12 protein-coding genes and 1 riboswitch are annotated in these 11,828 nt (G+C 67.0%); of the genes, 5 read left to right on the top strand and 7 right to left on the bottom strand.

Annotated features, from left to right (window positions below; all coding sequences use genetic code 11):
* The first annotated feature begins 33 nt into the window (after positions 1-33).
* Positions 34-339 (top strand): DUF1905 domain-containing protein, encoded by a 306-nt coding sequence (locus J7E80_RS11020; RefSeq protein ID WP_311380805.1) that lies wholly within the window; start codon positions 34-36, stop codon positions 337-339.
* Between the two features lie 65 nt (positions 340-404).
* Here J7E80_RS11020 and J7E80_RS11025 read toward each other — a convergent pair whose 3' ends face one another.
* From J7E80_RS11025 to J7E80_RS11035, 3 genes are read right to left on the bottom strand one after another with little or no spacing between them, the layout of a single operon-like run.
* Positions 405-1,613, bottom strand: a complete 1,209-nt coding sequence (locus J7E80_RS11025) for an O-succinylhomoserine sulfhydrylase (protein WP_215051493.1) — start codon at positions 1,611-1,613, stop codon at positions 405-407.
* Entirely contained in the window at positions 1,614-2,024 is a 411-nt protein-coding gene (locus J7E80_RS11030; RefSeq protein WP_215051494.1) for a rhodanese-like domain-containing protein, read from the bottom strand.
* Positions 2,021-2,329, bottom strand: coding sequence for a DUF1737 domain-containing protein (locus J7E80_RS11035; RefSeq protein ID WP_215051495.1), 309 nt, complete (start codon positions 2,327-2,329; stop codon positions 2,021-2,023). The genes J7E80_RS11030 and J7E80_RS11035 overlap by 4 nt, the downstream gene beginning before the upstream one ends.
* Before the next feature lie 13 nt (positions 2,330-2,342).
* Positions 2,343-2,458: riboswitch (SAM riboswitch) on the bottom strand.
* 187 nt (positions 2,459-2,645) lie between these two features.
* On the opposite strand from J7E80_RS11035, the gene J7E80_RS11040 reads away from it, so the two are divergent.
* From J7E80_RS11040 to J7E80_RS11050, 3 genes are read left to right on the top strand one after another with little or no spacing between them, the layout of a single operon-like run.
* Positions 2,646-3,941: an NtaA/DmoA family FMN-dependent monooxygenase gene (locus J7E80_RS11040; protein ID WP_251036740.1), complete on the top strand. Its 1,296-nt coding sequence runs from the start codon at positions 2,646-2,648 to the stop codon at positions 3,939-3,941.
* Positions 3,942-3,945: 4 nt separating this feature from the next.
* A complete protein-coding gene (locus tag J7E80_RS11045; protein ID WP_215051497.1) occupies positions 3,946-5,601 on the top strand; it encodes an aromatic amino acid ammonia-lyase in 1,656 nt (551 codons plus the stop codon).
* Positions 5,598-6,647: a PLP-dependent cysteine synthase family protein gene (locus tag J7E80_RS11050; protein ID WP_215051498.1), complete on the top strand. Its 1,050-nt coding sequence runs from the start codon at positions 5,598-5,600 to the stop codon at positions 6,645-6,647. Before J7E80_RS11045 ends, J7E80_RS11050 begins: the two co-directional genes overlap by 4 nt.
* Before the next feature lie 8 nt (positions 6,648-6,655).
* Here J7E80_RS11050 and J7E80_RS11055 read toward each other — a convergent pair whose 3' ends face one another.
* The 4 genes from J7E80_RS11055 to J7E80_RS11065 all read right to left on the bottom strand — a co-directional run bounded on the left by J7E80_RS11055 (position 6,656) and on the right by J7E80_RS11065 (position 10,202).
* Positions 6,656-7,666, bottom strand: a complete 1,011-nt coding sequence (locus tag J7E80_RS11055) for an EAL domain-containing protein (RefSeq protein WP_311380806.1) — start codon at positions 7,664-7,666, stop codon at positions 6,656-6,658.
* A 256-nt stretch (positions 7,667-7,922) separates the two neighbouring features.
* The gene (locus J7E80_RS11060) at positions 7,923-8,876 is read right to left on the bottom strand and encodes an FAD-dependent oxidoreductase (protein WP_311380807.1); all 954 of its coding nucleotides are present in this window, start codon (positions 8,874-8,876) and stop codon (positions 7,923-7,925) included.
* A gap of 67 nt (positions 8,877-8,943) precedes the next feature.
* Positions 8,944-9,066 carry a hypothetical protein gene (locus tag J7E80_RS24280; protein WP_285291841.1) on the bottom strand — a complete coding sequence of 41 codons (123 nt, stop codon included), beginning with the start codon at positions 9,064-9,066 and terminating at the stop codon, positions 8,944-8,946.
* Positions 9,067-9,269: 203 nt separating this feature from the next.
* Positions 9,270-10,202, bottom strand: coding sequence for an aminodeoxychorismate lyase (locus J7E80_RS11065; protein ID WP_215051500.1), 933 nt, complete (start codon positions 10,200-10,202; stop codon positions 9,270-9,272).
* A gap of 94 nt (positions 10,203-10,296) precedes the next feature.
* Between J7E80_RS11065 and cls the strand changes: the two genes are divergently transcribed.
* Entirely contained in the window at positions 10,297-11,784 is a 1,488-nt protein-coding gene (gene cls / locus J7E80_RS11070) for a cardiolipin synthase (protein WP_215051501.1), read from the top strand.
* Positions 11,785-11,828: the final 44 nt, after the last annotated feature.

Here is an 11,828-nt window from a genome sequence, read left to right on the forward strand (position 1 = left end):
CAGTACTGTATGACGGCGTGCCATACTCGGTCCGTGACGACCTCCTATTCGTTCCGCGCCGAACTGTGGCACAACCCCGGGGAAGCCGGCTGGCATTTCATCACGCTGCCGGCCGAGATCGCCGAGGAAATCAGGGAAGAAACTGTCCTGTTCCGGACCGGCTTCGGTTCGGTGAAGGTGACAGCCGACATCGGCGGACATTCCTGGCAGACATCGATCTTCCCCGACAGCAAGAGCAGGTCCTACCTCTTGCCCGTCAAGAAGGCTGTCCGGACCGCGGCGCGCGTCAGCGCCGGAGACGAGGTGGAAGTCCGGCTCGCCCTGCAAAGCGACGCCTGACCGGCCGGCCGGCGGGACGCGCAGGTCCTCCAACCTGCCTGCCTGGCAGTTGGCGACCTTCGGGCCTAGATCAGCTTGAGCGCCTGTTCCAGATCCGCGATCAGGTCGTCCGGATCCTCCAGCCCGACCGATAGCCGCACGACGCCGTCGCTGAGCCCGATGGCCGCCCGGCCTTCGGGGCCCATGGCGCGGTGGGTCGTGGTGGCCGGGTGGGTGATGAGGGACTTGGCGTCCCCCAGGTTGTTGGAGATGTCGATGATCTTCAGCGCATCCAGCAGCGCAAAGGCGGCGTCCTTGCCCGACTGGCCCGCCGTCGTCGCGAGTTCCAGCGTGAGCACCGTCCCGCCGGCCTTCATCTGCTTCGCGGCGAGCTCGTACTGCGGGTGGGACTTCAGCAGCGGGTATTTGACCCAGCTGATGGCGGGCTGGTCCTCAAGCCATTCCGCGAGGCGCAGCGCGGTGGCCGAGGAGTGGTTCACCCGCAGCGCCATGGTCTCCAGGCCCTTGGTGAGCACCCAGGCGTTGAACGCGGAGAGCGACGGCCCGGTGTGCCGCATCAGCTGCTTGACGGGTCCGTCGATGAATTCCTTGGTGCCGAGGATGGCGCCGCCCAGCACCCGGCCCTGGCCGTCAATGTGTTTGGTTCCGGAGTAGACCACCACGTCCGCACCCAGATCACCGCAGCGCTGCAGCAGCGGGGTGGCAAAGACGTTGTCGACGACGACGGTCGCACCGGCAGCATGGGCCAGTTCACTGACCGCGGCAATATCAACGATTTCCTGCATCGGGTTGGACGGCGACTCGAAGAATACGGCAGTGGTGGGCTGGGCGAGCGCGGCGCGCCACTGCTCCAGGTCCGGCCCGTCCACGAACACCGTCTCCACGCCCCAGCGCGGCAGGATTTCATTCAGGATCACGAAGCAGGAGCCGAACAGCGAGCGGGCAGCCACCACACGGTCCCCGGCGGCCAGCAGCGCACCCAGGGCGGTGAACACCGCGGACATGCCGGACGCCGTTGCAAAGCACGCCTCGGTCCCCTCGAGCAGGCGGAGCCGCTCCTGGAACGTCGCCACGGACGGGTTGCCGTAACGGGAGTAGACGAAGCGTTCGTCCTCGCCGGTGAAGGCGCGCTCGGCCGCGGCGGCGGACTCGTACACGAAGCCGGAGTTCAGGAAGACCGGCTCGGTGGTTTCCCGGAAGTTGGTGCGGTCCAGCCCGCCGCGGACCGCCTGGGTCTCGGGGCTCCAGCCGGCGGCGTCTTGATTGAAAGTCACTTAGTTATTTCCCAGGTTTGTTGGCAGGCCGCGGTTCTTCCAGCCGTTGACGGTGCGTTCGCCGTAACGGTCCGGTTCGCCTTCGAAGCCTTCGAGGATGTTGTAGGACGTGAAGCCCGCCTGGGTCGCTGCAACGGCGGCGGCGACGGAACGCTGCCCGGAGCGGCACAGGAAAACGAGTTCGGCTCCGGTGTCCTCCGGTGCCTGCTGCTTCAGCTGCTCGATGAATTCGGGGTTGGCGATACCGCCGGGGAAGGTCCACTGGATGAACAGGGGGTCGTTCTCGGTGGCCTTGGTGTCCGGGATGCCGATATGGGCCCACTCGCCCTCGGTGCGGACGTCCACCAGGATGGCACCCTCTTCGAGCTTGGCCCACGCCTCCTGCGGCGTGAGGTCTCCCGCGTAGCTCATGCGTGCCCCTCGAATGCTTCGGCGTTGAGGTCCTCGTCCGAGTCCAGGTTGACCACGGCCGTTGCCACGGCCGCGTCAGCGGTGGCGACGGCGACGGGCAGGACCACGGCCTGAGCCACAATCACGTCCCTGCCGTTAAAGGCCGCTGCCGGGTTGCCGTGCAGCACGTACCCTTCGGCCAGGGCCGTGGAAATGCGCTCACAGAAGTCGCGGTTGTCCGGCCCAGTGATCAGGCGGTAGGCGAGTTTTTCCTCAGGTTTATCCTGCTGGGACGGCAGGGTGTCGCTGGCGGGGGTGTCCGACATGACGGATCTCCTTCTCTCACGCTTGCAGCTCGAAGTGGTCGATATGCCGAGTATTCACCTGAGGCACCCCGCCGCGAAAGGGAGGGTTGCCGACCGGCCAGTCAGGGCTTGGCGCCGGATCTCATTACTCCCCAAAAACGTAACACCGACGGCGGCGGCACGCACCGCCGCCGCCGTCATCTTGCGTAACGCGCGAAGCCCGCCCCGTCGGTTACAAAGCCCCCGGCCTGGTGCATAATGACGGGAGATGAACCACCGTAACGCCGGATGAAACCAGGCTACTGTGAACGATTCGAGCGCTAATACAGTCGGTCCCATGCTGCACTTTGGTTGGTTCGTGGGACACGGGTTCGGAGTCCAGGGGTGGGGGACCCCGGGCTACGGGATCGGTTACGACTGGAAGAAACCCGCGCTGTACCAGCATGCCGTGCGGGAGTTCGAGCGGGCAGGCCTTGACCTGTTCATCATCGAGGATTCGCTCACCGTTCCGGATACCTACGGCGGAAGCGCCGAAGTCTCGCTGGCGCAGGCGTCGTTCGCGCCGAAGCATGACCCGCTGGCCCTCGTGCCGTACCTGCTGTCCGCCACGGAGCATCTGGGCATCGTGCCCACGGTCAGCGCCTCCTTTTACCCGCCGTTCACCGCTGCCCGACTGCTGGCCACACTCCAGCACTTTTCCAACGGCCAGCTCGGCTGGAACGTGGTGACCTCCGGCAGTGACCTCGCCGCGCAGAACTACGGGCTTGACCAGCAGATCGAGCACGACCTCCGCTACGAGAAGGCGGAAGAGTTTGTGCACGTGGTGCGCAAGCTCTGGCGCAGCTGGGACCGGGACGCCATTCTGGAGGACGCCCAGGCCGGCGTCTTCGCTGACCACACCAAGGTCCGCCCCATCCACCACAGCGGCGAGTTCTTCAAGGTCCGCGGTCCGCTCAACACCGCGCCGCTGCCGGAGGAGCCCGTGCTGGTGCAGGCCGGGGCGTCACCGCGCGGCAAGTCGTTCGCCGGTGGGAACGCGGACGTCGCGATTGCGCTGGCCCGGGGCGCGGACGGCATGAAGGCCTACCGCGACTCCATCCGCGCCGAGGCCGCCAAGGCCGGCCGGAACCCCGGCGACGTCAAGGTGCTGTTCGTGCTCAAGCCCACTGTGGTGGGTTCCCCGGCGGAGGCCGAGGAGCTGCGGGCCGCGCGGAAGGAACTGACGCAGCGCGACATCGACAGCCAGCTCAATTCGATCTCGTATCTCTCGGTCATCGACTTCAAGCAGTTCGACCTGGACGAGCCCCTGCCGGAGCTCAGCACCAATAGCAACCAGGGCACGCTCGAACACTTTTCCAAGGCGGCGCCCCCCGGCTCGACCCTTCGCGAGATCCTGCGGGCCCGCAGCGGCGGCGCCGGGGACAGCATCATCGGCACCGCGGAGGAGATCGCCGACTACCTCGAGGCAACTGGAGCCGCCGTGGGCGGGGACGGCTTCCTGTTCTCCGGCTTCGTGGACCCTGCGACCGTGCACGGGGTGCTGGACAAACTGGCGCCGGTGCTCCGCCGACGCGGCCTGTTGCGGACAAGCTACGGCGACGGCGGCTTCCGCCGGAACCTACTGGACTTCTAGTGCCATGGCCGTGGTCAGAGCGTCAGGGGACCTGTTGCCCGGCGTCCGGCGGGCCACCTTCCTGATCGGCACGGCGCACCTCCGGGCCGCCGACGTGGCGAAGGTCGCCGCCGATCCGTCCGTTGAAGTCCTCCTGAGTGTGGAAGCACTCGAGCTGATGGGCCGCTCCCGCGAAGTGGTCCAGGCGGCCATCGACTCCGGCCACCGGGTGTACGGGCTCAACACGCTGCTCGGCTCTGGCCGGGACACCGCTGTGCAGGAAGAGTCCATCCTTGATTACCAGGTCCAGGTGGTCCGCTACCATCACAGCGGAGTGGGGGCGCTGCTTGCCCCGGAGGAAGTCCGGGCCCTCATCTTGGCGCGGCTCATCGGCTTCACGCGAGGCGGCTCGGGTGTCCGCCCCGAAACCGCGCGGTTCTATGCCGAACTGCTCAACCGGGGAGTGGTTCCGGCCGTCCCGCGCGACGGTTCCGTCGGCTCCTCCGACCTGACGCAACTGGCTGCCGTGGCGGCCGTCGCCATCGGGGAAGGCCAGGCCCTGGATCCCGACGGAAACGTGATATCCGGGGCCGCGGCGCTTGCAGAGGCCGGCCTCGAACCTCTGGTGCTTGCTCCCGGCGAGGCCCTGGCGCTGGTCAGCGCCAACTCCTATTCCATCGGCGCCGGCGCGCTCGAACTCGGCCGACTCCTGCGGCTGGCCGACCTCGCGGACACCGCGCTCGCCTTGTCGCTGGAGGCGACCGGAAGGTACGACGGCGGCGGCAACCTCAGCCCGTTTTCGCCGGCGGTGCAATCGGCCAAGGCGGTGGAGGGCCAGCGAATCTCGGCCGCCAATGTCCGGCGCCTGGTGCATGACGGCTGGCTGGAGGACCCGCAGCGTGAAGTGTCAGTGCAGGATGCCTTGTCCTTCCGCGCCGCGCCGCAGACGCACGGCGCCTTCCGGGCGCAGGTGGCCGCCCTCGCCGAAGCGCTCGAAGTGGAGCTCAACGGCCGCGGGGACAACCCGCTGACGGACCTGGTCTCCGGCCGGATGCTCTCCGGCGGGAACTTCCAGCCCATGCAGCTGGCCCTGGCCTTCGAGGCGCTGCGGCTGGGCCTGGCGCACATGGGCATCAGCAGCGAACGGCGGATCGCCAAGCTGTACCCGCCGCAGCGGCTCATCCGGCAGCTGAACCTGGAGGCAGCCCGGAGCGGGACGCCCCTGGCGGCCGAGGAGCTGCCGGGCCTGCTCTGGTACTCGGCCGCGGGACTGCTGGCCGAACTGAAATTCCTTGCAGCGCCGGCAACGCTGGGCGCGCCCACCCTGTCGGCCGACGTGGAGGACCACTCGACGCTGGCTCCGCTGGCGCTCCAGCAGCTGGAGCGGTCGGCACGCGCCGCCGAAAAGCTGCTCACGATCGAGGCGCTGACGGCCGCCTACCTGCTGGCACAGGCGCAGGAGGCGCAAGCCGGCGGAAGCGACTCGGCAGCGGAGGCGCGGCCCCTGGGCAAGGGGACCGGCGCCGTCGTCGTCCGTCTGTCCGGGCTCCTGTCCGAGCACCTGCCGGCGGCAGCGCTGGTTGAGCGGGGACGGGACATGCTGCGGGAACTGCTCCCGGACCTGCCGGAGCTTCGCCTGCCACCACCGGGCGACGGAGACGATTCAGGAGGAGAAGCATGAGCACCATGACAGGCAGGCACGGTCCGCCACGGCATGCGGGACCTGTGGTGGATCTGGGAGCAGACGCCGGAGCGGTGCTGGCGCGGGTGGGCCGAACGCCGCTGGCGCCCTTGGAGGTGCTGAGCAGGGGACTGGGCAGCACCGTTTTCGTGAAGCTGGAATCGGAGAATCCGGGCGGCTCCATCAAGGACCGGACAGCGCTGAGCATGGTCCGCGCGGCCGAGCTGAGCGGGGAGCTGCAGCCCGGCGGCACGATTGTGGAGAGCACATCCGGGAACACCGGGATCGGGCTGGCGCTGATTGGCGCGCTGACCGGACATCCGGTCGTGGTGGTGACCGGTGATTCCATCTCCTCGGAGAAACTGGCAGCGCTGCAGCGCTACGGTGCCCAGGTGGTGTTCACGGACTGGACTGCACCGTCGGACTCCCCGACGAACGCCAGGGCGGTGGCCGCACGCATCACGGCGGAAATCCCGGGAGCGTGGCGGCCGCTGCAGTTCGACAATCCGGCCAACCCGAGGGCGCATTACGAAGGGACGGCACCGGAAATCTGGGAGCAGACGGCCGGGAGGATCACGCACTTCGTGGCAGGGGTCGGCACCGGCGGGACCATCACCGGAAATGGGCGGTATCTGAAGGAGAAGTCGGCTGGCCACGTAGAAGTGATCGGTGCCGATCCTTACGGCTCGGTTTACAGTGGCGGGCACCCTGGCCAGATCCTGGTGGACGGTGTGGGTAACTCCTGGCCCAGGCCCGACTGGCCGAAGGTGTTCGATCCCGGCCTGCTGGACCGCTTCCTCCGGATCCCCAACGACGAGGTGTACACCACCGTGCACAGGCTCCTCAACGAGGAGGGGCTGTCGCTCGGGCCGTCGTCAGGGCTCACGGTGGCGGCGGCACTCCGTGTGGCCCGGGCAGCGCCGCACGGATCGGTGGTGGTGGCCATCGCGCCGGACACCGGCGCGAACTACATGAGCAAGGCCTTCAACCCTGTGTGGCTGGCCGACAACCGCATCCGCCTGGCCGCGGACCTGGCCGAAGACTAGGTCTGCTGTCAGGAAGCGGGGCCGCTTGCCGCGGTCTCACTTTCGGACCGGATCCAGGCGTTCCAGTCCAGCGGATGCACCGAGGGGCGGCCCAGGAGGTAACCTTGGGCTGCCGTCATGCCGAGGGCCGTCACTGCCGCGAGTTCCGCGTCGGTTTCCACGCCTTCCGCGGCGAGTTCCGCGTCGATGGAGCGGGCAAGCTCGGCCATGGCGGCGACGCGGAGAAGCTGTCCCTCGGAGGTATCGATGTCCTCGATGAACCGGCGGTCCAGCTTGATGACGTCAGGGCGCAAAACGAGGACCTGGTCCATGGATGTAAACCCTGCGCCGCCGCCGTCGACGGCAAGGCGCAGTCCGCGCTGGCGCAGCGGAGCCAGGCCCGCCGCCAGCGAATCGTACTGGTCAAGGGGGACCTGTCCGGTCAGCTCGATGATGATCCGGTCCATGGCCAACTGCGAGTGCTCCAGCAGACCCTGGATCCGGGGATCCAGGCAGGTGGCCGGCGTGAGGTTCAAGGCGATGAAGAGGTGTTCGGGGACGGACTGTGCCGCCGTGAGCGCCCGGAGCAGGGCGGCGATTTCGAGGTCGGCGCCCAGGCCTACGGATTCTGCTTCGCTGAACCAGTGATCGGCGCTCGCGCCGTCGTCGCTCACGAACCGGGTGAGGGCCTCGACGCCGATCAGATGACCCTCCGGAAGCTGCCGGACCGGCTGGAACGCTGTCATCAGCATCTTGTCGCCTAGCACGGCTTCGATCTTGTTCCGGCTGCGCCTCGTGAAGGGAACCGGGGCGGGCATGGCCACGGGGCGGGCGGGCGAGGGCTCCTTAGCTCCACCCTCCGCATTGGCGTGCGCCGTGGTCACAGTGAGGTGTTCCAGGAGGGCGCGCTCAGGATCGTCGGGATGCGCAAGCACCAGGTCACGCAGGCGCGCCCTGGTCCATTCGCTTTCCGGGTCAGACTCCGCCAGCAGCACATCGATAATTTCCTGGGCCTGCCAGCGCACGCTTATTTCACCCACGTCCCCTGGCAACGCTGCCTGGGCCCCCAAGCCCTCGGATAGTGAGTTTGTCAATGCTGGAAGGGAGGGTTCATCCCTGGACATCGGCTATTCCTTTGTGGCTACTCGCTCCGGCTGAGCCCGGAACCCGGCAATGCTCCGCGGGCATCCCCTCAGGATGTTGCGGCCCAAGCCGTTCAAGAAGAGTACAACGGCGATGGCCAACTTGTCTGTTATTTTCGGAATCCACCTTTCCGGTGCAACTTTATGCGGATGATCAGGGCAGCGGCCTTCGATCAAGGTTCCTCGTGGCCGGGCCCTGGATGACGGTGCCGTCAGCGGCGAACCGGGAACCGTGGCAGGGGCAGTCCCAGCTCACGTCGTCCGTATTGAATCCGACCGTGCAGCCGAGGTGGGTGCAGATGGCCGAGAAGGCCTGAACATTCCCGTTGGGGTCGGTGTAGACGGCTGTCGGCCCGCCGTCCAGGGCGACCACCGTCCCTGCTCCGGGCGCCGGGATCGTGAGGCTGCCCGGGCCTCCTGGCTCTGGCCCCGCACTGGCCTGCGCAGGAGCGGCTTCCTTGATGACATCCCGTGCCCGGACAGAGCCGCGCTCGGTGTCCATCATGACTGGGCCGCCGCTGTCCCGGAGGCCCACGGCACGGGTCTCCTCGAACACGAAGCTGCCGTCCCCGTCCACGGCGCCGGCCAGGCCTTGGAGGCATTTAAGTGCGTGGAGCTGCGCCTGGCCGTCGAAGCGGACGGCGCCCCGTACCGGAAAGGGCAACGGAACGTCGATGGTAAACGAAGAGGGCAGGCCGAGCCTCGCAGCGAGGTCCGCTTCGGTCCTGACTCGATCCAGGGCGGCCTGCGACTCTGCGTAGGTGTAGTTGGCCACTCGCCGGAAGCCGCAATCGATGCGTTCCTCTGACACTGTGCGGGCTATGTGCTCGAGCGCGGCCTGATTGGCCTGCCCGTATGTCCGCGCCGTAGCGTTTCCGTGGCTTTCGGCGAGTTCGGAGTACACAAGCCGGTGCAGTGACGTGACCTTGCCGGTGGTGTGCCCGTGACTCCGGTGCCGACGCGCGCTGCCTCTATCACCGCCGCGTTTGAGGGCCAACGCCGCAGTCAGCCCTGCAATGCCGCCGCCGATCACCACAACATCGACCTCGACGTCGGCATCCAACTGCGGATAGCCAGTGGTTCCGGCAGTCGCCACCCAGAGGGACACCGGCTTCCCTTCGGCCGCTCAGTCACGGCCCCACGTTTCCTCGGGCCGAATCTGCCGGCGAGGACACTCACTTGTATGACAAGTCCGGCTCATTGCCGCTGTCGTCCTGCACCCAGGTGGTGAAGTCCGCCAGCGACATGAAGCAGTAGTAATCGCAGTACCGCAGGTTCTTTTTCTCCGCCTTGCTCATGACAGTTATTCGTCACCCGAGGCAGCAAGGATGGCGGCCGCATACCAGCATGGTCAATGACAACCAGGGTTATCCGGTCCATGAGCTCCTCCTGGGCCAGACGAACCTCTAACTGGCTCGGGAAGGAACGGGCGCTCGAAGCTATGCGTTGGCCTGACGCGAGCGCGGCACTGCAACGGCCGGGCCAACAGACCGGCGGACGTTTACTCGACCCAGGCGAACAGCTCGCTGAGCTCGGCCGTCAGCTGCTTCCGGAGCGCCGGGGTGCCGATCTCTTTCCCGTCGATGTGGTTCACCGGAGCCAGCAGCCGGATGCTGGAAATCAGCCACACGGCGTCGGCGTCGAACAGATCCTGCGGTTCCAGCGGACCGTAACCCAGCTCCCACCCGGCCGCCTTGGCAGCGGCGAACAGCGCGCCCTGGGAGGTGCCGGCGAGGATGCCGCTGTCCAGCTGCGGGGTAATGAGCCTCTTGACCGTTTGGCCGGTGTCGGACTCTTCCACCTGTGCGAGCAGAACTGTCGACGTCGGGCCCTCCAGCACCCGGCCGTCGGACGATGTATAGATGACGTCGTCCGCGCCCAGTTTATGGGCGTGACGGAGGGTGGCCATGTTGACGGCATAGGAGAGCGTCTTGGCCCCGAGCAGCAGCCACGGGGCGCGCTCGGCAGCGTCGCTGTCATAGCCCCGGTCCAGCAGGATGACGTCAATGCCGGTTTCGCGCTGCCGCCGGGCCGCCGCCCCGACGGGCGAGACCTGGACCCAGCAGGTGGGGGAGGAGGCGCCCTCGACGCCGCGGGTCACGAGGAGCTTGACCACCGCTTCGTCCTCTTCGGGGGACGCCGGCGGGTTGTCCGAGCGGAACGCCGCGACGCCCGTTTCGATGGCCCGGCGCCACGCCTCCTGGTCCGGAATTTCCAGGTCCAGGGCGCGGGCCGAACCCTCCAGCCGGTCCAGATGCGCCTGGACCTTACGGGTCCGGCCGGCCACGGCGAGCATCGACTCGAAAACACCGTCGCCGCGGGTGGCGCCCTGGTCGGTGGCCATGAGTTGCGGCTGCGTGGGGTCGGCAATCCGGCCGTATTCATAGTCCGGGTCGAGGAACACCAGCACGGTGGCGGAGGCAGGAGAAGTCATGCCTCAAGCTTAGTGCGACCCGTCCCCGATAGGCTGTGCTGGACCGTCCCTTCCGGAATGCCTCCGAGGGAAAGAAGTACGGGGGGTTTCACCTGTGTTGTGGCCATTTCCGCTTGCCGGACCCTTGCCGTCCTGGCTGATCCTGCTGCTCAGCGCCGCGGACCTCATCATCAGGGTGCTCGCCGTGGGCATCATTCCCGGCAACCGCCGGCCCACCACTGCGATGGCCTGGCTCCTGGGCATCTTCTTCGTACCGTCCGTCGGGCTGATCCTGTTCCTGCTCTTCGGTAACTTCCGGCTTTCCCGGCGCCGCAGGGAACAGCAGCAGGAGGTCAGCGAAAGGGTGAGGGCTCGCACCTCGGTATTGACCGGCGTCGGCAGCGAATACCGCGGGCCTGAATGGGTCACGTCCGCTGCCGAACTTAACCGCCGCCTCGGCTCGATTCCCATGGTGGACGGCAATTCCGTGGAGCTCATCCCCGGATACCCGGACTCCATCCGTGCCATGACCGAGGACGTCAGGAAAGCCAAAAGGTTCATCAACGCCGAGTTTTACATCATGAGCACGGACCACGTGACCGATGAGCTGTTCACGGCCCTGGAAGAGGCCGCCAACCGCGGCGTGGAAGTCCGCGTGCTGTTCGACCATATCGGCACGCTGCGGATCAAGGGTTACCACCGGCTCCTGAAACGCCTCAAGGCCAGCAGGATCCAGTGGCGGCGGATGCTCCCGTTGCTGCCGATCCATGGCCAGTGGCGCCGGCCGGATCTCCGTAACCACCGCAAGATCATGGTGATCGACGGCGAGGTGGCGTTCACGGGGTCGCAGAACCTGATCGAGCCGTCCTACAACAACCCCAAGCACCGCCGGGTGGGGCGTGAATGGGTGGAGCTGATGGCCCGGCTGCGCGGCCCCATCGTCCCCACACTCAACGTGGTCTTCGCCACCGACTGGCTCAGCGAGACGGACGAATCCCTGGAAGCCCAGCTGCAGGCCCAGATGGAGCTTCCGGCCGACACCTCGCCCGGCAACGTCACCGCCCAGGTGGTTCCCAGCGGGCCCGGGTTCAGCACCGAAAACAACCTCCGGCTGTTCAACACGCTCATCTACTCCGCCCAGCACCGGATCTCGATCTGCAGCCCGTACTTCGTGCCGGACGATTCCCTGCTGTATGCGATCACCACCGCGGCGCAGCGGGGCGTCGATGTCGAGCTCTTCGTTTCCGAAAAGGGCGACCAGTTCCTGGTCCACCATGCGCAGCAGTCCTACTACCGGGCGCTGCTTGAAGCTGGGGTGCGGATCTACCTCTACAAGGCGCCGTTCGTGCTGCATGCCAAGCACTTCACGATCGACGATGAAGTGGCAGTCCTCGGTTCCAGCAACATGGACATGCGCTCGTTCTCACTGAACATGGAGGTCTCCGTTATGCTGCTCGGCGCGGAGATCGTGGAAAGCATGCGCGCGGTGGAGGACACGTACCGCGACATCTCCCACGAACTCAAACTCGAGGACTGGATGCGCCGGCCGCTCGCCGCGAGATACGTGGACAACGTGGCTAGGCTGACGGCCACGCTTCAGTAGCCCCAGGCCAACCCGGCGCCCACACCTGAGCGCGAACTGGCAGC

The organism is Arthrobacter sp. ISL-28 (genome assembly GCF_018613875.1).
Classification (GTDB): domain Bacteria; phylum Actinomycetota; class Actinomycetes; order Actinomycetales; family Micrococcaceae; genus Arthrobacter.